Source organism: Psychrobacter sp. ASPA161_6 (assembly GCF_051970285.1).
Classification (GTDB): Bacteria; Pseudomonadota; Gammaproteobacteria; order Pseudomonadales; family Moraxellaceae; genus Psychrobacter; species Psychrobacter glaciei.
The window spans coordinates 32,088-53,846 of sequence record NZ_JBEFNJ010000002.1; the positions used below are offsets into that span (position 1 = coordinate 32,088).

General features: G+C 43.5%; 19 protein-coding genes and 1 tRNA gene. 8 read left to right on the top strand and 12 right to left on the bottom strand.

Annotated elements, in window-relative coordinates; all coding sequences use genetic code 11:
- Positions 1-73: 73 nt before the first annotated feature.
- Both hisH and hisB read right to left on the bottom strand, forming a co-directional pair.
- Positions 74-718 (bottom strand): imidazole glycerol phosphate synthase subunit HisH, encoded by a 645-nt coding sequence (gene hisH / locus ACTQ9T_RS06210; RefSeq protein ID WP_201592790.1) that lies wholly within the window; start codon positions 716-718, stop codon positions 74-76.
- A complete protein-coding gene (hisB, locus tag ACTQ9T_RS06215; protein WP_440464485.1) occupies positions 718-1,383 on the bottom strand; it encodes an imidazoleglycerol-phosphate dehydratase HisB in 666 nt (221 codons plus the stop codon). Before hisB ends, hisH begins: the two co-directional genes overlap by 1 nt.
- 386 nt (positions 1,384-1,769) lie before the next feature.
- Between hisB and ACTQ9T_RS06220 the strand changes: the two genes are divergently transcribed.
- Both ACTQ9T_RS06220 and ACTQ9T_RS06225 read left to right on the top strand, forming a co-directional pair.
- A complete protein-coding gene (locus tag ACTQ9T_RS06220) occupies positions 1,770-2,192 on the top strand; it encodes a hypothetical protein (RefSeq protein ID WP_010197267.1) in 423 nt (140 codons plus the stop codon).
- Positions 2,193-2,314: 122 nt separating this feature from the next.
- Positions 2,315-2,390: transfer RNA gene (locus ACTQ9T_RS06225), tRNA-Phe, on the top strand.
- Positions 2,391-2,495: 105 nt separating this feature from the next.
- Here ACTQ9T_RS06225 and ACTQ9T_RS06230 read toward each other — a convergent pair.
- Positions 2,496-2,867: a hypothetical protein gene (locus tag ACTQ9T_RS06230; protein ID WP_352310839.1), complete on the bottom strand. Its 372-nt coding sequence runs from the start codon at positions 2,865-2,867 to the stop codon at positions 2,496-2,498.
- Positions 2,868-3,046: 179 nt separating this feature from the next.
- Between ACTQ9T_RS06230 and ACTQ9T_RS06235 the strand changes: the two genes are divergently transcribed.
- Both ACTQ9T_RS06235 and ACTQ9T_RS06240 read left to right on the top strand, forming a co-directional pair.
- On the top strand, positions 3,047-3,547 hold the full coding sequence (locus ACTQ9T_RS06235) for a DUF4385 domain-containing protein (protein ID WP_440464486.1): 501 nt from the start codon (positions 3,047-3,049) through the stop codon (positions 3,545-3,547).
- Positions 3,548-3,674: 127 nt separating this feature from the next.
- Positions 3,675-4,346 (top strand): phosphoglycolate phosphatase, encoded by a 672-nt coding sequence (locus ACTQ9T_RS06240; RefSeq protein WP_440464487.1) that lies wholly within the window; start codon positions 3,675-3,677, stop codon positions 4,344-4,346.
- A 33-nt stretch (positions 4,347-4,379) separates the two neighbouring features.
- Here the strand turns inward: ACTQ9T_RS06240 and ACTQ9T_RS06245 are convergent, their stop codons facing one another.
- Entirely contained in the window at positions 4,380-5,957 is a 1,578-nt protein-coding gene (locus tag ACTQ9T_RS06245; RefSeq protein ID WP_440464488.1) for a YifB family Mg chelatase-like AAA ATPase, read from the bottom strand.
- Between the two features lie 493 nt (positions 5,958-6,450).
- On the opposite strand from ACTQ9T_RS06245, the gene ACTQ9T_RS06250 reads away from it, so the two are divergent.
- A complete protein-coding gene (locus ACTQ9T_RS06250) occupies positions 6,451-8,910 on the top strand; it encodes a penicillin acylase family protein (protein WP_440464489.1) in 2,460 nt (819 codons plus the stop codon).
- A 248-nt stretch (positions 8,911-9,158) separates the two neighbouring features.
- Positions 9,159-10,700 carry an oxygen-independent coproporphyrinogen III oxidase gene (gene hemN / locus ACTQ9T_RS06255; RefSeq protein ID WP_440464490.1) on the top strand — a complete coding sequence of 514 codons (1,542 nt, stop codon included), beginning with the start codon at positions 9,159-9,161 and terminating at the stop codon, positions 10,698-10,700.
- A 233-nt stretch (positions 10,701-10,933) separates the two neighbouring features.
- On the opposite strand, the gene ACTQ9T_RS06260 is transcribed toward hemN, so the two are convergent.
- From ACTQ9T_RS06260 to ACTQ9T_RS06285, 6 genes are all read right to left on the bottom strand, one after another.
- Positions 10,934-12,349 (bottom strand): esterase-like activity of phytase family protein, encoded by a 1,416-nt coding sequence (locus ACTQ9T_RS06260; RefSeq protein WP_440464491.1) that lies wholly within the window; start codon positions 12,347-12,349, stop codon positions 10,934-10,936.
- A gap of 203 nt (positions 12,350-12,552) precedes the next feature.
- Positions 12,553-13,413, bottom strand: coding sequence for an SPFH domain-containing protein (locus tag ACTQ9T_RS06265; protein ID WP_440464492.1), 861 nt, complete (start codon positions 13,411-13,413; stop codon positions 12,553-12,555).
- 15 nt (positions 13,414-13,428) lie between these two features.
- Entirely contained in the window at positions 13,429-13,926 is a 498-nt protein-coding gene (locus tag ACTQ9T_RS06270) for an NfeD family protein (RefSeq protein ID WP_440464493.1), read from the bottom strand.
- 224 nt (positions 13,927-14,150) lie between these two features.
- Positions 14,151-14,696: a porin family protein gene (locus tag ACTQ9T_RS06275; protein ID WP_440464494.1), complete on the bottom strand. Its 546-nt coding sequence runs from the start codon at positions 14,694-14,696 to the stop codon at positions 14,151-14,153.
- Positions 14,697-14,903: 207 nt separating this feature from the next.
- Positions 14,904-15,458 (bottom strand): porin family protein, encoded by a 555-nt coding sequence (locus ACTQ9T_RS06280; RefSeq protein ID WP_201592803.1) that lies wholly within the window; start codon positions 15,456-15,458, stop codon positions 14,904-14,906.
- Between the two features lie 110 nt (positions 15,459-15,568).
- Positions 15,569-16,114: a porin family protein gene (locus tag ACTQ9T_RS06285; RefSeq protein WP_010197225.1), complete on the bottom strand. Its 546-nt coding sequence runs from the start codon at positions 16,112-16,114 to the stop codon at positions 15,569-15,571.
- Between the two features lie 288 nt (positions 16,115-16,402).
- Here ACTQ9T_RS06285 and ACTQ9T_RS06290 point away from each other — a divergent pair, with 288 nt between their 5' ends.
- Together ACTQ9T_RS06290 and ACTQ9T_RS06295 are read left to right on the top strand one after the other, a co-directional pair.
- Positions 16,403-17,635: an 8-amino-7-oxononanoate synthase gene (locus tag ACTQ9T_RS06290; protein ID WP_440464495.1), complete on the top strand. Its 1,233-nt coding sequence runs from the start codon at positions 16,403-16,405 to the stop codon at positions 17,633-17,635.
- 176 nt (positions 17,636-17,811) lie between these two features.
- The gene (locus tag ACTQ9T_RS06295) at positions 17,812-18,621 is read left to right on the top strand and encodes a methyltransferase domain-containing protein (RefSeq protein ID WP_440464496.1); all 810 of its coding nucleotides are present in this window, start codon (positions 17,812-17,814) and stop codon (positions 18,619-18,621) included.
- 245 nt (positions 18,622-18,866) lie between these two features.
- On the opposite strand, the gene dnaK is transcribed toward ACTQ9T_RS06295, so the two are convergent.
- Together dnaK and grpE are read right to left on the bottom strand one after the other, a co-directional pair.
- On the bottom strand, positions 18,867-20,807 hold the full coding sequence (gene dnaK / locus ACTQ9T_RS06300; protein WP_194620492.1) for a molecular chaperone DnaK: 1,941 nt from the start codon (positions 20,805-20,807) through the stop codon (positions 18,867-18,869).
- A 256-nt stretch (positions 20,808-21,063) separates the two neighbouring features.
- Positions 21,064-21,663 carry a nucleotide exchange factor GrpE gene (gene grpE, locus ACTQ9T_RS06305; RefSeq protein ID WP_189583952.1) on the bottom strand — a complete coding sequence of 200 codons (600 nt, stop codon included), beginning with the start codon at positions 21,661-21,663 and terminating at the stop codon, positions 21,064-21,066.
- Between the last annotated feature and the right edge of the window lie 96 nt (positions 21,664-21,759).

Consider the following 21,759-nt stretch of genomic DNA (forward strand, 5'->3'; position numbering starts at 1 on the left):
ACTCCTTCCTCGCTCAGGTTACGCCACTGCGAACATACCTGATTGCTAAATCAAATATTTGACGCATATTTTGCTAAATATCCCATTCTACAAAATTCTTTAACAACTGCAAGCCAGCGGTATGGCTCTTTTCTGGGTGAAATTGGGTGGCAAATAGATTGTCTTGGATGACGCTGGCACAAAACGGCTGACCATAATCACAGACAGCAGCAACTTGTGAGCTATCGGCAGGCTCACAGTAGTAGCTATGCACAAAGTAGAAGTGCGCATTGTCCTCGATACCCGTCCACAATGGATGCTCAAAGTCCATACCACTGATCGTATTCCAGCCCATGTGTGGTACTTTAATCGTAGCACCTTGCTTGTCTTTCCACGTAGGGTTAAAGGCTTCTACCGTGCCGTTCAAAATACTAAGACAGTCTGTACCGCCATTTTCAGATGACTGCTCAAACAACGCCTGCATGCCCACACAGATGGCCATAACGGGCTTATTAAACACTGCATGGCGTATGACGTCATCAATCCCTGCCTCGTGCATGCCAGCGATACAGTCACGCATAGCACCGACACCTGGGAAGACGATCTTATCTGCTGCCGCCACCACTTTAGGATCGTTGGTGATAGAGACTTCCGCCCCTACCACTGACAATGCTTTACTGGCGGAATGTAAATTACCCATACCATAATCTAGTAGTGCAATTTTGGTCACTTTAGCCATTAAAATGCCTCTTTGGTCGATGGCAAGGTATTCAACGCACGCTCATCATATTCACAAGCCATACGTAGCGCACGAGCAAAGGCTTTGAAAGTTGATTCGATTTGGTGATGGCTGTTTTTGCCTTTTAGATTGTCTAAATGTACCGTCATCCATGAGTGATTGACGAAGCCGTAGAAAAACTCACTGAACAAATCAACATCGAAACGACCCACATGCGAGCGGGTAAATGGAATGTCCATATGCAAACCCGGACGACCTGATAGATCGACAACCGCACGCGTCAACGCTTCATCTAGCGGTGCATAAAAGTGCCCGTAACGACGGATGCCTTTTTTGTCGCCCAATGCTTTATTAAAAGCTTGCCCAAGCGTAATACCCGTGTCTTCCACGCTATGATGATCATCGATAAAGGTATCACCGTTGCATTTGATATCTAAGTCAAACAAACCGTGACGCTTGATTTGATCAATCATATGATCCAAAAACGGTACGCCAGTATCTACAGTACCTTGACCCGTACCATCAAGGTTGACGGTACAAGTGATTTGCGTTTCAGCAGTGATGCGTTCAACGGTCGCGATACGTTCAGGGCGACCATGTAGATTTAGGTTTTTTGGTGCAGTTTGCTCAGTTGTGTCAGCAGTCGTCGTTGTATTGGCGGTCATGGCTACTCTCTATCAGTTTTTTATCAGTGAAAAGCGGTCAATAAATAGGGCAAAAAAGCGCCTATTTCATTGTCGCTAGTACTTGAATCAGTACTAGCGAAAAATGTATTAGAAAATGATATATACAAAAGATATCAAGGCATTAGGGTTTATACGTACTAAATATTATATAGCCTCATCATAGCAAACCCTAACATTTACCGCCACGGTCAAGCGGTAAACCACGCACAAAATTACCTCATTCTGCTAAAATAGTGTATTCAGTATTATCAATCATGACTCGCACTGACTGTGAGACATCATATTCTGTAGCCTACTCTCTATGGCATAGTGCTGTGTCATACTGCTACTTTATACTATAAAACCCTTTGTTTATAGGAACTGCCATGCCTTTAGAAGCGATCGCCATTAATAGCTTGGATGCCCCACTTATCAAAAAACCTGCTCGCGACAATGAGCTAGCAGAGCGCTTGCAGGCATTGTACGATAGCGATGACGCGCAGCCTGATGGTCTCGAGGTATTAAATATCGTTGAGCAAGGCTTTAAGCGTGGGCAATACCTATATGTCGGTATGTTCAATGACAAGCCTATCGCTGCCGTTGCCTGTTTTGATGACGGGCAAACTGATGCCAAGCGCTTACAGTATCTTACTGTTCATACCCAAAATCGTGGTCGTGCTATCGATGCCAAGTTTATTAAACTTGTTTATGATGCCGAAGTGAAAAAAGGCGTGCGTGAGTTTGTCCCTGCTGATGCGGATATTCACCGTATCATGAGCGAGTATGAGCTTCTGCGTGTCAAAGATTAGTTTTAGCGTTAAAAAGCGATATTTTGATAAATAAGTCATTTTTTTAATCTTTTATCGCTTATGATGCAAAAACTACTTGACAGTAACGCCTATATTTAGTTTAATAGCGCCTCAACGAAGACGGCTCGATAGCTCAGTCGGTAGAGCAACGGATTGAAAATCCGTGTGTCGGCAGTTCGAACCTGCCTCGAGCCACCATTCGTTTAAGAATTCTAAAAAGCCCCAGACATTTAATGTTTGGGGCTTTTTTTATGCTTAATTTTTATCGTATTCTTTAGCATTGATTTTATTCATGCGTTTCTCTTATTCGTATAGCCGACCACGTAATAATAAATTACAACGCTCGCGTGAATCCAAGTCATAAATGGTCGCACGGTAATCAATACCGTGACGGCCTTCAAAAAAAACCACCCGATCGCCCACGGCCAAAAAACAAGAAGTACGCGCATCATAGATAAAACCATCAATGACGAATGCCAAATCACGATCTATCTCACGTACCGTATAGGTCTCACCTTGCGGAATCAAACGCTCAAACCATGCGCTATGGGCGGCATTGGTGCTTAGCACACTTATGAGCAGCAGCGCTGATATCATAAAGGTACTTTTTAACGACATCGCAAAAGTCGCACCGGCTAAGCTGATTTTATTTAGGATATTTTTATTAACTGTCATGACCTTAACCTACTCAGACCTGCTCAATGATTGATTCTGTTCGCTACGCTTCTTATGCTAAACGCTTACTGTCACGGTTGCATAACATTTCTGTGCTGTTTTTTAGACGGCAGTGCTCAGTATACTCGATAGCAATGATAATGATAAATAAGACAGATAAATGCTAATAGGGATAAGCGATGAGAGAGTTTGATTATGATTTGGGTTATAAAAACCTAGACTTGCGGGCGCAGCCTGAGCTGTATCGCGTCGGTCGCGGTGAGCAAGGCGTATTATTGGTAGAGCCTTATAAGTCTGAGATACTGCCGCACTGGCGCTTTGCCACGCCTGATATTGCGACTGAAAGTAGCGAGGCTATTTATCAAATGTTTTTAGATTATCTGGCAGCTGATGACTTTGTCGGTGCCGATATGGCGCGTAAATTTATTCAAATGGGCTATACGCGTGCGCGTCGCTATGCCAATCACAAAGGCGGCAAGAAGTACAAAGGGCCAGTGCCCGATGATAAAAAAGGCCAAAGCGGCGCACATGGTCGCGCAGAGTTACCACGGCAAGAGGAAGACCCAATCAAAGCAGAGTCAGCGCGTATCTTTAAACAAAAATGGGATGATTGCCGCGAGAACAAAGATTATCTAAAAATGAAGAAAGAGCATCGTGAACGTTACAAAGATATCGAGTGACTGCTGATGTTTATGATATTAAGAACAGTAGAACACTAAATTGACTGGTCTCAAAACACTACTGTGCTAAGGTATGGCACGATATACCAAACATAATAAATATAACGACTTCCAATAGTGAGGAACAATGGATAAGCAACTTTTGATTTTTGATTTTGATGGCACACTGATTGATAGCGTGCCAGATTTGGCTGATGCGACCAATGCGATGCTGACCACGCTTGGCAAAGAGACCTACCCTATTGACAGCATACGTAATTGGGTCGGCAATGGCTCCAGAATGCTGGTCGAGCGCGCGTTGGTGGGTCAGGTAGAGGTGTTAGAAGGTGAGTTGACGGTCGAGGAAGCTGATCATGCCGAGCAGGTGTTTTTTGAGGCTTACAACAATATCAGCGGTAGCAAAACCGTCGCTTACCCAGATGTCGATAGCGGACTAAAGAAGCTGAAAGATGCAGGTTATATACTGGCATTAGTGACTAACAAGCCCATTCGTTTTGTCCCTAAAATATTACAATCTTTTGGCTGGCAGGATTTGTTTGCTGAAGTGCTGGGCGGTGATAGCTTGCCTGTTAAGAAACCAGATCCTGCGCCGCTACTGCATGTCTGCAATGCGTTAGACATTAACCCAGCGCAAGCAATCATGATTGGTGATTCTAGAAACGATATCTTAGCTGGACAAAACGCCAATATGGATACCCTTGGTCTGTCTTATGGCTACAACTACGGGCAAGACATTCGTGAACTGAATCCTACCAAAGCATTTGATGACTTTGCTGCCTTGGTTGATTATCTTTTATAAGGATAAATGACAAATAACTGAACATCACGCCAGCTACTTACTTCGATAGCTCAATGCCTCTGACACATGAGCGCTTGTAATATCGATACTGTCGGCAAGGTCTGCGATGGTACGAGCAACGCGCAAGACTCGATGATAGCCGCGTGCCGATAAATTTAGACGTTGTTGAGCGAGCTGTAATAGCTGTTGCTCGCCCTCTCCTAGCTGAATATATTTATCAATCTCGCTAGGGCTAAGCTCATTATTGACCTTTTTTTGCCGCTTGAGTTGATGCTTGTGCGCGGCAGCCACCCGAATCCGCACTTGTTCGGAGGTTTCACCAGCTTGGGCATTTTGCAAGTCGGCAATCGGTAACGCGGGTACGGTAATATGCAAATCAATGCGATCAAGCAGCGGGCCTGATAGCTTATCTTGATAGCGTTTAATTTGCTCGGGACGACAGCGACATCTTGCTGAGCCGTCACCATCATAGCCACACGGACAAGGATTCATGGCTGCCACCAATTGAAAGTTGGCTGGAAAGGTCATCTGTGAATTGGCGCGGCTAATGGTAATTTGCTTCGCCTCTAACGGTTGGCGCAGTACCTCTAACACGGTACGATCAAACTCTGGTAATTCATCAAGGAATAACACGCCTTTATTAGCAAGGGTAATCTCGCCCGGTTTGGGACGTGAGCCACCACCGACCAGCGCCACCGCTGATATAGTGTGATGAACTTGCCGAAATGGCCTTGTCCCATAATCATAATCACTGTCTGCCACCGAATAAGTACTGGCAACTTCTAACGCATCCTCAGCACTCAAATCCGGCAAGATAGTCGGTAGCCGCGAGGCCATCAATGTCTTACCCGAACCGGGAGGCCCTGTGAATAACAGCGAATGACCACCAGCGGCGGCAATCTCTAGCGCACGCCTAGCATGATGTTGGCCTTTGACATCAGCCAAGTCTACTTTATAACCCGTGTGTTTTTCTATCGCAGCGGGCGGTACAATCTCTAAACGCTCGTAAGTGGCATTCGGATTGGTCAATGATTGCAAATGATCGCAAACGGCTTTTAGACTATCCGCCGCCAATATCTCTACACCCTCGACACGGCTAGCCTCGGCACCATTATCGATCGGGACGATTAACTGCGGCGTTTGTGGTTCTTGACCCTGCTCCGTCAATTCTAGTTCATCATTATCTGCCGTCTGTAATACTTTGGACGCCAACACTTCCGCCTTTATAGCTCGTGCTACTGCCAAGCTGCCAGTGACTTGCCGTAAATTCCCATTGAGCGCTAACTCACCGATAAACTCGAATCCTGCTAATACATCTGGGTCTAATTGGTCACTGGCTGCCAATATGCCGATAGCAATAGGCAAATCTAGTCTTGCACCATCTTTTGGTAAATCTGCTGGCGCTAAATTAATCGTCAGGCGACGATTGGGAAACTGAAAGCCAGAATTCAGAATGGCTGAGCGCACACGATCTTTACTCTCGCGCACAGCAGCTTCTGGTAGACCAACGATGGTTAATGCTGGCAAGCCTTGCGATAAATGCACCTCAATAATGACCTTGGGTGCGTGCAAACCGACGACTGAACGGGTATAGACTTGAGCAAACGACATCAGCGTTTCCTGATACAGGGAGCTATTGATAATAGAGCATTATTTATCAACGCGCAAATGTCGTGTTTTTTATCATTCGAATGGCTTGATTGCTGCTAAACGTCTATTTTCTAGTACGCATCCTAGACCGTGCCCTCATTTTAAAAATAGTGATAAAAAGGAGGTAAATTACAGTCAAACGAGGAAAACAGCGCAGATAATATCGAGATATTACCCAACTACTTCACGCCCTCATCTTTTAATAAATGTTACCTATTAAGTTTTTAATGATTAAAACTATGATTTAAAAGAATAAAATAATTATTAACTTTTATTTTTGTCTGACAAATAATTTTGTTAACTGACTAGCAAAGTGTTTTCTTTTGGGTATATGATTAGTGAGTATTTGTACACTAAAAGCAACAATAGCAATTTATTGAGCGTTTAAAGCAGGCTAGGTAAATGGATTATCAGCGCCTTAAATCGTAAAAACTAACCATGGATGGTGAAAACAATGAATATATTGATTAAAAATCGGCGAGCGCCCACGCTCACCCTACTCACAATGGCTGTTTCTTTAGCATTATTCGGCTGTTCTGATAGTGATAATAGCTTTAACGATGACGATGGCGATACTGATACCCCTACCCCTGTATCGACGTATGAAGCTGACATTCAACGTACCGAGTTTGGTATACCTCATATTACCGCAAAGGATTATAAAGGGCTGGGCTACGGTGTCGGCTATGCGTTTGCTGAAGATAACTTCTGCTCACTAGCGAAAGAAGTTGTCGTCGCTAGCGGTCAGAGCATGCTGTATCTAGGCGATGAAGGTAATGTTGATAGCGATGTATTTTATACTTGGTACAACTCTCCAGAGAGAAAAGCTGAATTCTTAGCGGCTCAAGATCCTGAAACTATCGATGCGGTCACAGGCTATGCAGCAGGCTTTAGCCGTTATCTGCGAGATAAAGGTGTGGCGAATATTGATCCTGCTTGTGCTAACGCTGAGTGGGTTCGAGAGATTACTATTGATGACCTACTGACAGTTTATGGTAAAGCCAATCTACGCGGTGGGCTCTCTAACTTTGTCAGCCGTATTGTAGCGGCAGCTCCTCCTGCAACTACTGGCATTCAAGGTAGCTCTAGAATGAGTAGCGTCGAGCCTACAGTAGAGTCAGATGAAGAGTTTGACATGACGACTATCAATGTATTGAATGGCGGTAGTAACGCTTATGCCTTTGGTAGTGAGGTGACAGGGACAGATAGTGGTGTCCTATATGGTAACCCACATGAGCCATGGAACGGTGTCCAGCGTTTTTATGAGTTTCATACAACGATACCAGGCGAGCTTGACGTGATGGGCGCCGCCCAACAAGGTCAACCTTTTATCAATATTGGCTTTAATAAAGACGTTGCTTGGAGTCATACCGTATCAACTGCCAAACGCTTTACGCTTTACCAGCTTAATCTAGTAGATAGCAACCCTTTGAAATACAAATACACAAATAGCGCGGGTGTCGTTGAGGAACGTGATATCGAAAAAGTCGATGTGACGGTTCAATTGCCAGACAATCAAACGTTGGTTCAACCTATTTATTTGTCTCAATATGGGCCTATGCTCGCGGCTAACTTGCTCAATGGTCTTTTGCCAACATGGGGTGCGAACAATCTGGCTTATACGATTCGTGATGCCGCCTCTGAAAATCCAAGAGCACTTAATCAGTGGCGCAGTATGAACATGGCCACTAGCGTTGAGGATCTCGTCGATAGAATGCAGACTACTTTAGGCCTAGGCTTTGTTAATACCATCGCCACCGATCGTAATGGCAAGGCGCTCTATGCTGATATCTCGACCGTACCTAATGTCACTAGAGAAAAGCTAGAAAGTTGTGGTACTAATGCGGGGGTTTTCCTGAATGCTCTGATTGCATCTGACTTGCCCGCACTAGATGGCAGTAAAGCTGCCTGTGAATGGGGCAATGATGCTGATTCACCACAAGCAGGTATTTTTGGCGGTTCAAACTTGCCATTCTTAATTCGTGATGACTACGCTCTAAACTCGAATGACTCCTATTGGTTTAGTAATGCAGAACAGCCGTTGACAGGGTTTTCACCGTTATTGAGACGTGGGTTGTTACCGCTTTCTGAAGATGCCGCGCCATTATCTCCACGTACTCGTATGGCCTTTACTCAAATATTTGATCGATTAAGTAATAAAGATGGTTTAGGCGGAAATACCTTTAATCTTGATAATATGCAACAAGTCGTCTACGGAAATCGCAGTTATGGTGCTGAATTAGTGCTTGATGATGTTTTGGCAGATTGCCAAGCTAATCCGACATTACCTTTGACTGACGGTGGGACTATCGATGCCACTCAAGCTTGTACTGTCTTGAGTAACTGGGATCGTCGTAACAATCTTGATAGTAAAGGTGCTCATGTCTTTAGAAAATTCTGGACCAATTTTGGGTTTAGTAGTTATGCAGGATTTAGTGTTCCCTTCGATAAGGCTGACCCTGTTAACACGCCTCGTGACTTAATCATCAATGATAAAACACGTAAAGCTTTGGGCGACTCTATTAGCTATTACAATAGTAAAAATATTGCGCTTGACGCACCGTTAGGTAGCTTACAATTCGTTATTGATGCGGACAAAAACGGTGAAAAAATCCCTATGCATGGTGGCTTCGGTGGTGAAGGCATCTTCAACGTCGCCAGCTCAAGTCAAAACAGCGATGGCACTTATGGTCCAATTACTAATGGTCCAACTTATATGCAATCGGTAACGTTTGATAGCAAAGGTCCGGTCGTGGAAGCGCTGTTAGCTTTCTCGCAAGCTGGTGATACCACACGTCCTTTCCATCGTGATCAAACCCGTCGTTATGCAGACAAAGACTGGATACGTCTGCCTTTTAGTGCTGGTGAAGTATCTAAACAAGCAGTTGGTGCTAAAATTGAGTTAAGAGAATAAAATTCTTCGTTATTTTAATATAAGCAAAAGCCCTCAGATAGACTCTGGGGGTTTTTCTATTTTTAAAACAAAGTAAATCCATAGGCTAAGGGAACTTGCCAATCACCCTATTATAAGCAAGGATTTGCTATACTATCCTTTACAAACCAAGTCACTACTATCGCTAAAAGACGCTGATACGTTATCTATTATCACCAGTGGATAAGGTTGCTTTAATAGGCGCAAACAGCATCAAAAAGGAATGCCACATGACAGAACACTCTGAAACAAACACCCAGCAGCCTTATAATCGTGCAGGAGAGCAACCCACCACGGTACGCCCTGTCATGCAGCCAGACAACCCTTACGCCAGTACGCGCGGCAGTATTATGACCAAGCAGCTACCTACATTTGATGAATCGATTATCAATAAATACAATCGTTCAGGGCCACGCTATACCTCTTATCCAACGGCATTAGAGTTTTCACCAATCGCTGATGGCATTGAAACAACCATTCTCCAAAATCGCGAAGCCCGTGCGCCATTATCGCTCTATTTCCATATCCCATTCTGTCGCCATCTCTGCTATTACTGTGCCTGCAATAAAATTATCACCAAAAAAAATAGCGACTCAGGCGATTATTTGCAGTACTTAATCACTGAAATTAGCCACAAGCGCCGTTTATTATCTGCACCAGAGGGCAGCAGTAAACCACTCGTTAAGCAGCTCCATTTAGGTGGAGGCACGCCGACGTTTTTAAGTGATGAAGAGATGGGTCAACTGTGGGATTTTTTGCAGACCCAGTTTGAATTTTTACCCGAAGGTGAGGGCGACTACTCTATTGAGATTGATCCCCGTGAGCTGGGTGACGAGACGTTAAAAACGCTACGCAATCTTGGTTTTAACCGCGTCAGCTTAGGTGTGCAAGACTTGGACGAAACAGTACAAATCGCTGTCAATCGTGTGCATTCAGCAGAAATGATCGAGAATGTGCTCACTGAGGCACGCGAGCTTGGTTTCCGTTCTATCAATATTGACCTGATTTATGGTCTGCCGCATCAAACACCTGCAACCTTGGATAAAACCGTACGCCGCATCATTGAGATGTCACCAGATCGTCTGTCGGTATTTAACTACGCTCATTTGCCAGAACGCTTTAAAGCCCAGCGTCAAATAAAAGAAGCAGACCTGCCAGACCCAGCGGCTAAGCTTGCCATGCTCGGCAATACCATCAACACACTGACCGAAGCGGGCTATCAATACATTGGTATTGATCACTTTGCCAAGCCTGATGACGAGCTAGCGGTGGCGCAGCGCGAGGGCAAACTGCATCGTAATTTCCAAGGTTACACCATTATGGGTGACTGCGACTTGCTAGGCTTTGGTGTCTCCTCTATCAGTCAAATTGCCAATGCCAATACCCGTTATATTTTGCAGAATGATACTGATTTACAAGCGTATCAGGCCAATATCGCTGCGTCGAAAAACAACCCTACTATCATGCCAGCGGTAAAAGTGATTAAAACGTCGATTAAAGATCGCTTACGTGAATATGTCATTATGAATTTGCTCTGCCACGACTATATCGACTTTAAAGATGTGAATCAGAAATTCGGTGTCGATGCGATTACTTACTTCATTGATGAGATTCAGCAATTGGGCGAGATGCAAGATGACAAGCTCATCGATATGGATGCCGCTGGGATTCGGGTCTTACCAAAAGGTCGCCTACTCGGTCGCAACGTCGCCATGGTATTTGACGAGTACTTGGCAAAGAAGCATCAAAATCGCTTTTCTAAAGTCATCTAACTATAGTCAAAATATCCTAAAGACGCGACGGTATTGCTGATATCGGTTTTTTGTAGCCTCTGTCTGCGCAGGCACAGCAAGCAAGGAAAATTGATATCAGCAGTGCATCATGTATAGATATTACTTTTTACTGACTATAGACTGGCTTTTGAGTTAATTATTAGCAATAAAAAAGACCTCGCTTGAGGTCTTTTTTATGATAAATGCGGCGACTTACCATCCGCCACCTATCACTACTCAATAGGCATGACGATGTACAGTCTATTGGCATCTATGATGGTTTTTTCTTTATCGAGATATTTATGTTCAACGGTGCTTTTTGGTTTCTTATTATCCCGCCCTACTATGTCCGTATCTATCATCGCTGAATCTGTGATAGAAAAGTCATCATCGTTTAGCAACCCAAGTGAGCCATCTTGGCGTAGCCACAGACCTTCAAGTTTGTCATGTGGATAATCTAGAGTAGCAAGTACATCGACGACTAAGGTTTTCTTAACGGGCATAATATTGATGTTTTCAAGTACCTGCCAGTTATCTTCATCAGCTGCAATAAGCTGCTCAAGTGTTTTTCCTTCGACGGTTAGACCAACATGCTCATCTTGTTTAATCGCCTTTAGCTGGTTGGCAGTACTAATGGTTTCTATGTCTGTTGCCTGAGAGAGGTTAATTTTATAAATATATTTTTTTGCCGACTCATCTTGGAGTGGAAATTTACGATCATGTTCAATGAGATAAAATTCATGATCGCTGAGCGCGACTAACCCTGACACCACATGCTCCGCTACATCAAGACGATATAAGTATTGAGCGATCTGGCCAGATTTTAGGTTAATGGTAATAACCCGTGTCACGCTAGAACCGCGCCCTGATTTGTCAGGATTGTCCATTGACGATTCTATGATGCCTACCAGCGTGATTTGATTTGGCGTAATCGTTAATGCTTCCATGCCACGATTGGCGCGGCGCTTGGTAAACTCCATCGGTAATAAAATTGGCGTGCCATCAATCATCACATTGTTACGCTCATCACTAGCAAATGGGTTGATACGCTCAATCTCTAACCCATCCGCGTCATAGTGGACGAGATGTGGACCATACTCATCACTAATCCAAAAACTTCCGTCTGGAAGTGCAGCGAGTCCTTCGGGGTCTAAACCATTGATATCAGTCTTGATAGGATTACTCACTGCATCAAAAGGCAAGTTAGGATTCATGGTTATCGGCTGACCATCGATATCATAGGGCACCTCATTAGTCCCGCCCAATGCTTTTGGATTTGGTAGCCCAGAGATAGGATTGCCATTGCTGTCTTTTAGCACTATCTCTTTTACCTTGATAATTTTGCCGTCCTCATGTAACTCAAATAGCCCGATAGACGGTGTATAATTCGGCACTAAAAACTGCTTACCTTTACCCGCAATCCCATCAAAATCAGCATTGGGACCTCGATCAGTAAGTACATAAAACTGATTGGCATTGGTTGGATGTGCCGCTGCGTCTGAGCCGTAGCCGCCACTACGAATCTCTAATTTTTGCTCAGGATAGGCGGCATTAATATGGGTCGCATCAAGCACGGTATAAGGTAATGGGCTGCCTTGAGGGAAATTCTCTATTGAGATTATTTTAATATCTGGATTTTGCTTGGTCATTGTTTTTTCCTTGTATCAGTATTTTTATTATGTGAGAAAAGGTGTTTCATGTTTCGCGCTTGAAAAACCAGCAAAAATAGTATGATCAAATTTAAGTCAAAAAAATAGCCAGTGCTTCGCATACTCACTGGCTATTTTTATAAGTTGTAGCTATGTGATCAAAGAACATGTGATCAAAGTACATGTAATCAAAGCACCATTGCTTAAACCTTCAGCTTATCACCCACCATACCTTTCACTGTACTGAGGATATCAGCAGGTAATACCACCATTTTTGCGTTATCAGACTCAGCCAGCTCACGAATCGCCTTGATATATTGCTCACCCAGTAAGTAAACAATCGGCATCTCTTCAGTGCCCATGGCATTGGTAATCAAACGAATAGACTCTTCTGACCCTTTGGCAAGCACCACTTGTGCCTCTGCATCACGACGTGAGGCTTCCAAACGCCCATCTGCCTCTAAGATAGCGGCTTGCTTTTGACCATCAGCACGCGTCACTGTCGCACGGCGTTGACGTTCAGCAGCTGCCTGCTCTTCCATCGCTGTCTGCATGGTCGCTGACGGGTTGATATCTTGAATCTCTACTGTTTTTAGCGTGATACCCCAATCAGAAATATCTTCTGAGATGGCATGCTTGAGTTTGGCCTTGATCTCGTCGCGGCTAGATAATGCGCTATCCAGATCCATCTCACCGATGATTGAACGTAGCGATGTTTGTACCAGATTACGAATACCGTATTCATAATCTTCGATACCATATACCGCCTTATCAGGACGAACGATATTAATATAAGCGACAGCGTTCGCTATAATAACGACGTTATCTCTCGTAATAACTTCTTGAGAAGGAATATCGAGCACGATGTCTTTGGTCGTCACTTTATAAGACACATCGTCAACATAAGGAATAATGAGGTTTAGCCCTGGTTCTAGTGTTTGGCTATATTTACCAAGACGCTGCACGACCCACTTATACCCCTGCGGTACGATCCGAACACCTTTAAATACGGTAAACACCACCAGCGCGATCAAGACCACCATTACGATATTGAAACTTTCCATATTTCACCCCTATTATTATACTTGCACACTTTTATTTATCGCTGCCTGCGATTTCATACTACTAACGACCAATTCATTACCAACGATATCTGTCACGATCACCCGATCACCGACCGCCACTTGTTCCCCTTTCGTGCGGCACATCCATTCAGCCGCTCCCACGATAGGCACACTAAACCGTACCATGCCCGCTCTTTCAGGCTGCGGCGGTACGATAATCATACCAGTCTCACCGATAATGACGCTGCCGCCTAGCCCTGCCTTGGTACGATCCACTGACAGAGGCTTAATAAACTTAAACCATGCCAATAGAAACACCGCAGAAAGTACCAGCCAAATAACAATTTGGACGGCTAACGAGATAGGTAATAGCCACGACAGTGCCGCGACGATAATAGCAGCAGCACCAAACCAAAGGCTGGCAAATGTCGGAACAAACATCTCGACAATCAGTAGCACAAAGCCTAATACCAGCCAATGCCACGGTTCAATCATCCAGAGCATCTCAATCATTGATATATTCCCTGTCTTTGTCATTCTAGCTTTCAATGTAGCACATTTTTAGGTTAATAATGTCTTAAAAATCATTAATATACTGCTGACTTTGCCGAGTGGAGGAAAAATCCTAATGAGTATTTGTAAATGCCTCAACCAAAAAAAACGACCACATCCGTGATCGTTTTTTTATTTAACTGATTCAACTTTGAAAATATCAAAGTTAAAGTTATAAATTCATATTAGAACTTATAATGTGCACCAACAGTTAATAAGGTAGTGTCTTCAGCAACATAATCATATTCAGCTTCAATACTCATGTTAGGATTGACGTTATAACCTAAACCAATACCACCAGCGACACCGCTGTCACTATCACTATCGCTATCAGAATATCCTGAAGTACTAGCAGAAACATTAATCTCAGCTTTAGCAAAACCTAGTTTGCCTTTGGCGTATAGACCCGTATTAGGGAATTGATAACGGTAGGTACCATAGGCACCATAAGTTTTAAGGTCATACTCAGCTTTAATAGCACTAGTACCTGTCTCAATGTCAGTATCACTAGAGCCTACATACTCAACTTCAGCACCAAAGTTAGGATCAAAGTTATAACCAGCATAAATACCATAAGCAGTGGGATCGTCTAAATCGTCAGTATCTACTAAAAATTTACCAGCCTTAATACCAACGTACGGCTGACCAGCATAGTTAACTGCCGCTTGCGCACTCACACTTAATAAAGAACCCATTGATAATGCGATCAAAGATTTTTGTAAAGTATTCATCTATATTCCTGTTAAATAAAACTAAAATGTAGCCTGAGTAAACATAACAGGGCATATAAGTTAGCTGAACTATTGTTGAATTCGAGATTCTAGCAGAAGATTGTTTTTAATGCATTCTTTTTTAGTGACTTGCAGCGTGTTTTTTTCGTACAAAAAAAACGACCGCCGAAGCGATCGTTTCTTATTCTATAATTAACTAGCAATCATTTAGAATTTTAGCTGTGCACCAACTGTCATAAGATCAGCATCGCTACCTAGCTTGTCGTATTCAGCTTCGACGCTGAAGTTAGGATTCACCGAATAACCAAGGCCTACACCACCAGCAAGACTGGTATCACTTTCTGAATAAGTCTCAGTTCTGACTTCAGTGTTACCGATATTGCGGGTGAAGTCACCTTCTATCTCAGTTTTAGCGACCCCTAGTTTACCTTTGGCGTATAAGCCAGTATTTGGGAACTGGTAGCGGTAAGTACCGTATGCGCCATAGCTCTTAGCATCGATATCACCGCCGCGATAATCTGCGTCGTCTGAGCCGACATATTCTGCTTCGACACCGAAGTTAGGATCGAAATTATAGCCACCGTATACACCATAAGCGGTTGGATCATCAGCGCCATCTACGTCTACGTCAAACTGACCGACTTTAGCACCGATGTACGGCTGCCCAGTATAACCGTTGCCATAAGAAACGGCTGCTTGTGCACCCATGCTTACTAAAGAACCAGCGGCTAGTGCAAGTAATGTTTTTTGTAGAATTTTCATTGTGTTCTCCTAATATCGTCTTTTTTTAATTGCTTTTATATGAATTATTGGGGTAAGAAACGACCAGTAGACTGACCATTTCTTGCTTTTATCATGAAACTATCTGAGATTTAGAACTTAAGATGTGCGCCAACGGTTAACAACTTAGCATCGACATCACTGTCCATCATTGAGTATTCAGCCTCAACACCGAAGTCAGGGTTTACTGAATATCCAAGACCGACACCACCAGCGATACCTGTGTCACTAGTAGAGTTTGACACTCTAACTGGACCAACAGTATAGTCACCTTCTACTTCAGTTTTGGCGACACCAAGTTTGCCTTTAGCGTATAGTCCCGTGTTTGGGAAAGCATAGCGGTAAGTACCGTAAGCGCCATAAGTCTTGGCATCGAGATCACCGTTTCTGTAATCAGCATCATCTGAACCGACATATTCTGCTTCAACACCGAAGTTAGGATCGAAGTTATAGCCACCGTATACACCATAGGCCGTTGGATCATCAGCATTATCGACGTCTAGATCGAATTGACCGACTTTAACACCAACGTATGGCTGACCGGTATAACCGTTACCATAAGAGACGGCTGCTTGTGCACTGACCGTTAGTAAAGAACCAGCTGCTAGTGCAAATAGAGTTTTTTGTAGAGTTTTCATTATTAGCTCCTTTAACTTATATGGGCAAGCAAGTTATTCTTAATGGCTTTCTAAGCCTCATCGCCCTGCTTGCTAACGATGAATATATAGTAACAAAGTATTTCATACAGTCTGTCTGTGTTTGATGGCATCAGAGTTAAGATTTGCAAGCGTTTGTCAGCCTATGGGTTACAAAGGTCGAGATATGAAATTTTTTGTTACAAGTAGCCGATTTGTGCAATACTTCCTACTTATCAGGCAGTCAATGAATGCTAAAAAGTCAAAAATAAGATAAAGGAAGACATCAATATGACAAGTTCTATCGTGGTGCAACTGCAAGAATCATTGACGCATATGAAGTCTCAGCAGCAATACCGCAGTTTACCAAGCTTAGAACATCAAGGACGTTATGTGGTGAGCCAAGGTAAAACACTGCTGAATATCGCCAGTAATGACTATTTAGGTTTGGGTAGCGATACAGAGTTGCAAGGCGAGTTTCTCAAGCAAATAGATCGGTTACCAGCGGCACAACGACCAAAGATGAGTGCGACTTCCTCGCGGTTACTCACCGGCAACGATACCCAGTTGCAAGCACTAGAGTCTGAGTTGCAAGCGTGGTATCAAGCTGCCATAGGTGAACAAGGCCTATCTACCCCAAAATCTGTGCTGGTATTCAATAGTGGCTATCATGCCAATATTGGTATCCTGCCAGCTCTGACGGCGCTACCAGTCAAAACACTCATTTTGGCTGACAAACTGGTGCATGCCAGTATTATTGATGGGATGCGGCTAAGCCAAAGCAAACTTGTCACCTATCGTCGTTACCGTCACAACGATTATGAGCATTTGGCCAAGTTTATTGAACAAGCAGACGAGACGGTTGAACGCATCATTATTGTCACCGAGAGTATATTTAGTATGGATGGTGACCGTGCTGACTTACTTCAGTTAATACAACTCAAATCCAGGGATGCTCGTATTGAGCTGTATGTCGATGAAGCACATGCTGTTGGAGTGCTTGGCGATACAGGTCTAGGATTGGCGGAAGAAACACACACGTTGGCGGATATTGATTATTTGGTCGGTACCTTTGGTAAAGCATTTGCTTCAATGGGTGCTTATATCATGTGTGATGAGGCCGTCAAACAATGGCTGATTAATACGATGCGCCCACTAATTTTTAGTACTGCATTGCCACCGATCAATCACGCTTGGACCCGATTTATTTTAGCAAAAATGCCAAACTTGACCCACCAACGCACACATCTGGCACAGATCTCTATCAAGCTTAGTCGAGCCATCGACCAACAACACCGCACATCGCCAACTGCTCAAAATATAAGCTATGATTCACCTATTATCCCCTATATATTAGGCGACAATGCGTGTGCGCTTGCTAAAGCAAAACAGTTACAGGCAGCAGGGTTTTACGCATTGCCCATCAGACCACCCACCGTTCCTGCAAACACCGCGCGTATTCGCTTAGTCATGAATGCCAAACTAACCAACGAAGACTGTGAACGGCTAATACAACAGTTATAATTCCACTATCTAGCAAGGACAATGGTCCTACTATAGTCGATTCAATTTAAAAGTAGTACAAGGCAACCGAACGTAGATGTATATTTAATACTTCAAGCGAGGTTAACGCAGTAATATTTTTATAGTGGAATGACTATATCGATTGATAATTGGCTCAATTGGATGTAATAAGATCTATGGAAATACTCGTTACACCTGATAGTTTTAGCGCTAGAAAACAAACCATCGCTCGCCATTTTGCCAGTGCCAGCGACTATGACCAGCATGCCAGTATTCAGCAGACAGTCTGTCAGTATTTACTAGAAAATATTGCTCATACCAAACAAAGCAGCGTATTAGAAATTGGTGCGGGCACAGGTCAAATGACACGACTACTGGCTGAACATGTCCAAAGCCAGCATTGGCTGATCAATGAATTGTGCGCTGAACAAGCGGCTACCTTGCAATCAATTTTACCAACGGCTGACATAGCGATTGGCGATGCTGAAACCATGGACTTGGAAGGAATACACAGCTTGATAGTCAGTGCCAATGCAGTGCAGTGGTTTGATAATCCGTTGAATTTTGTCACGCAATCAGCACAGCGTCTACAGACTGGAGGTCAACTCCTCTTCAGCACCTTTACGCCCAATAATTTTTTGCAAATTAAAGCGCTAACTGGTCAAGGCCTTGATTACCCAGATATCACTGAGTGGCAGTCAGCATTGACGAATGCTGATTTCGAGCATATCGAGCTTTCAATTGAGCGTTTCGACTTACCATTTATCAACCCTTATGCTGTGTTGAAGCATATGAAACTGACGGGTGTCTCAACCAGTCAAACGCAAGTATCGTCAAGGAACACACAACCTTTCAGATGGACGAAAGCGCGTTTACAACAATTTGAGTCAGATTATTGGCAGCATTTTTCTGCACAAAACGAAGATGGTCAGTCTTGCGTTAATTTGACTTATGAATTACTGACTGTGAGTGCGTTTAAACCCTAAATCAGCCATATAGTCAAAACATCCTAAAAACGCGACTGTATTGCTGATATTTGAATGTTCAACAGACCCTACTAACAGAAATTATAGCCATAAAAAAACGCACCCCGAAGGATGCGTTTTTTAATTTAACTGCTTATCGATTCTACCATTTTCAAAAACTTGAGTAGCAAGGAAAACAAGCGTAAGTACTACATTGAGTAGACTAAGCGAGTTTGACGCAGCTAATCGCATTTTTGGATTTGGTGCTACTTCTTATCTTCGTCTACTTCAGTAAACTCAGCGTCAACCACGTCGTCATCAGCTTGGTTGCCACCAGCAGCATCCGCACCTTCTTGGAATTGGCTTGGATCCATACCTTCAGCGCCAGCACCTGCATCAGCGTAGATTTTTTGGCTGATTGGTAAGAAAGCATTGTCTAATGCTTCAAGCTTGGCTTTGATGTCATCATGGTCATCTTCTTTAGCCGCTGTTTCAAGCTCAGTGATAGCCGTTTCTACTGTTGATTTTTCTTCATCAGTCACTTTATCTGCGGCTTCTTTCAGCGCTTTTTGTACGGCATGGATGCGACCATCTGCTTCGTTGCGTACTTGCGCTAGGTTAGCGAATTTCTCATCTTCAGCAGCATTGGCTTCTGCATCACGAACCATTTGTTCAACTTCTTCGTCCGACAAGCCAGAATCCGCTTTGATCTGGATACTTTGCGCTTTACCAGTACCTTTATCCGTTGCTGAGATGTTCATGATACCGTCAGCGTTGATATCAAAAGACACTTCAATTTGTGGTAGACCACGTGGTGCTGGTGGAATGTCCGTCAAATCAAAACGACCAAGCTGTTTGTTTTGGTTAGCGATTTTGCGCTCACCTTGATATACCTGAATGGTTACAGCTGGCTGGTTGTCTTCAGCGGTTGAGAATACCTGTGATTTCTTAGTAGGAATCATGGTGTTTTTCTCGATAACTGGCGTCATGACACCGCCCATCGTTTCGATACCAAGGGTCAATGGCGTCACATCAAGTAGCAATACGTCCGTTTTTTCACCAGACAATACCGCGCCTTGAATGGCTGCACCAGCTGCTACTGCTTCGTCAGGGTTCACGTCTTTACGTGGCTCTTGACCGAAGAATTCTTGTACTTTTTGCTGTACCAGTGGCATACGAGTCTGACCACCAACCAAGATAACATCATCGATGTCGCCAATTTTTATGCCAGCATCTTCAAGGGCAATTTTACAAGGGCCCATGGTACGTTGTACTAGCGCTTCCGTTAAGCTCTCTAGTTTTGAGCGGCTGATGGTCACAACCAAATGCTTAGGACCATTGCTATCGGCAGTGATATACGGCAAGTTTACTTCGGTGCTTTGGGCACTTGATAATTCAATTTTCGCTTTTTCTGCCGCTTCTTTTAGACGCTGCATTGCCAATGAGTCACCTTTTAGGTTGACGTCTTGGTCTTTTTTGAATTCGTCTACTAAGAAGTCAATCAATGCTGAGTCAAAATCTTCGCCACCAAGGAATGTATCACCGTTGGTTGCTAGTACTTCGAACTGCTGCTCGCCATCAACGTCAGCGATTTCGATGATTGATACGTCAAAGGTACCACCACCCAAGTCATATACAGCAACAGTACTATCGCCTTGCTTTTTGTCCATGCCATAGGCAAGTGCAGCAGCGGTTGGCTCGTTGATGATACGTTTTACATCAAGACCAGCGATTTTACCCGCATCTTTAGTGGCTTGACGCTGTGAGTCATTGAAGTAAGCAGGTACAGTTACGACTGCTTCAGTCACGCTTTCACCAAGATAATCTTCTGCTGTTTTTTTCATTTTTTTCAAGATTTCAGCAGAAACCTGTGGTGGTGCTAATTTTTTGCCGTTAACTTCTACCCATGCATCGCCGTTGTCTGCTTTGGCGATTTTGTAAGGTACCATGCCGATGTCTTTTTGCACGACTTTGTCATCAAAACGACGACCGATCAGACGCTTAATCGCAAACAAGGTGTTGTTTGGGTTGGTGACGGCTTGACGCTTGGCTGACTGACCAACCAAAATTTCGTCGTCTTTATAAGCGACGATCGATGGTGTGGTACGCGTACCTTCAGCATTTTCGATGACTTTGACTTTGTCACCTTCCATTACTGCTACACATGAGTTCGTTGTACCTAAATCAATACCAATTACTTTACCCATAATCAAATGCTCCTAATTTATTTTCAATATAAATACTTATATGTTCAGACCATAGTCGGTCACTTGTTGCTATATATCGGTTTACTTATTAATTTTTTCAAGTCAAAAGCCACGCAAAAACTGTCTTTTGTGTGACTTTTTGTGAAAACCCTTACTAATAATGAGGTTTAGCACAATTAAAAACTGATTGTTCACCACTTATATAATAAACCGATGACTTAAAGCGTTACTACTTCAGACGATATCGGCTCAAATATTATTGACCGACACGAACCATCGCTGGGCGCAACAGACGACCATTCAAGCTATAGCCTTTTTGTAGTACCGTACCGACGGTATCTGCTTCGGCGTCTGGATCAATGCCTACCGCTTCATGAAAGTCAGCGTTGAATTTCTCACCTTGAGGTTCAACGACTTCTACGCCATTTTTGGTTAGTAGTGCTAATAGCGCTTTGTGCGTTAATTGAACGCCTTCAGCGACTGGGTCATTGGCATCAGCGTTTTCCATGGCACGCTCTAAATTATCAACGATGTCCAATAGCTCTTTGGCAAATTTCTGTAGGGCGAATTTTTTGCTTTTATCCGCTTCTTGTTCCATACGTTTTTGCGCGTTATAAGCTTCAGCATTGGCACGGGCGGTGCCTTCTTTAGCTTGCTTTACTTCACCTTCTAACTCAGCGATACGGGCTTTAAAAGTGTCAAGATTGATGTCATTTTCGATCGTCATCTCTTCACCTGAGTTATTCTGTGGATCAAACTCTTTCAAGGTTTCTTCTAAAATGCTCTCATCGTGGTCAATATTGTCATGTGACACATTTTGCTCAAGAGATTCTTGGTTCGTATTCTGCTCGCTCATGGTAGCTCCTTAGGATTATTAATATAATGGTTGGTTTTAAGGCACAACAAACCGACCAAGGGCTGATCATTGTGCTTTTATTAATGGCCTAACTGT

Excerpts from the sequence above, each read along its gene's own strand:
- hisH (WP_201592790.1), bottom strand. The coding sequence starts at position 718 with ATGGCTAAAGTGACCAAAATTGCACTACTAGATTATGGTATGGGTAAT.
- hisB (WP_440464485.1), bottom strand. The coding sequence starts at position 1,383 with ATGACCGCCAATACAACGACGACTGCTGACACAACTGAGCAAACTGCA.
- ACTQ9T_RS06220 (WP_010197267.1), top strand. The coding sequence starts at position 1,770 with ATGCCTTTAGAAGCGATCGCCATTAATAGCTTGGATGCCCCACTTATC.
- ACTQ9T_RS06230 (WP_352310839.1), bottom strand. The coding sequence starts at position 2,867 with ATGACAGTTAATAAAAATATCCTAAATAAAATCAGCTTAGCCGGTGCG.
- ACTQ9T_RS06235 (WP_440464486.1), top strand. The coding sequence starts at position 3,047 with ATGAGAGAGTTTGATTATGATTTGGGTTATAAAAACCTAGACTTGCGG.
- ACTQ9T_RS06240 (WP_440464487.1), top strand. The coding sequence starts at position 3,675 with ATGGATAAGCAACTTTTGATTTTTGATTTTGATGGCACACTGATTGAT.
- ACTQ9T_RS06245 (WP_440464488.1), bottom strand. The coding sequence starts at position 5,957 with ATGTCGTTTGCTCAAGTCTATACCCGTTCAGTCGTCGGTTTGCACGCA.
- ACTQ9T_RS06250 (WP_440464489.1), top strand. The coding sequence starts at position 6,451 with ATGAATATATTGATTAAAAATCGGCGAGCGCCCACGCTCACCCTACTC.
- hemN (WP_440464490.1), top strand. The coding sequence starts at position 9,159 with ATGACAGAACACTCTGAAACAAACACCCAGCAGCCTTATAATCGTGCA.
- ACTQ9T_RS06260 (WP_440464491.1), bottom strand. The coding sequence starts at position 12,349 with ATGACCAAGCAAAATCCAGATATTAAAATAATCTCAATAGAGAATTTC.
- ACTQ9T_RS06265 (WP_440464492.1), bottom strand. The coding sequence starts at position 13,413 with ATGGAAAGTTTCAATATCGTAATGGTGGTCTTGATCGCGCTGGTGGTG.
- ACTQ9T_RS06270 (WP_440464493.1), bottom strand. The coding sequence starts at position 13,926 with ATGATTGAGATGCTCTGGATGATTGAACCGTGGCATTGGCTGGTATTA.
- ACTQ9T_RS06275 (WP_440464494.1), bottom strand. The coding sequence starts at position 14,696 with ATGAATACTTTACAAAAATCTTTGATCGCATTATCAATGGGTTCTTTA.
- ACTQ9T_RS06280 (WP_201592803.1), bottom strand. The coding sequence starts at position 15,458 with ATGAAAATTCTACAAAAAACATTACTTGCACTAGCCGCTGGTTCTTTA.
- ACTQ9T_RS06285 (WP_010197225.1), bottom strand. The coding sequence starts at position 16,114 with ATGAAAACTCTACAAAAAACTCTATTTGCACTAGCAGCTGGTTCTTTA.
- ACTQ9T_RS06290 (WP_440464495.1), top strand. The coding sequence starts at position 16,403 with ATGACAAGTTCTATCGTGGTGCAACTGCAAGAATCATTGACGCATATG.
- ACTQ9T_RS06295 (WP_440464496.1), top strand. The coding sequence starts at position 17,812 with ATGGAAATACTCGTTACACCTGATAGTTTTAGCGCTAGAAAACAAACC.
- dnaK (WP_194620492.1), bottom strand. The coding sequence starts at position 20,807 with ATGGGTAAAGTAATTGGTATTGATTTAGGTACAACGAACTCATGTGTA.
- grpE (WP_189583952.1), bottom strand. The coding sequence starts at position 21,663 with ATGAGCGAGCAGAATACGAACCAAGAATCTCTTGAGCAAAATGTGTCA.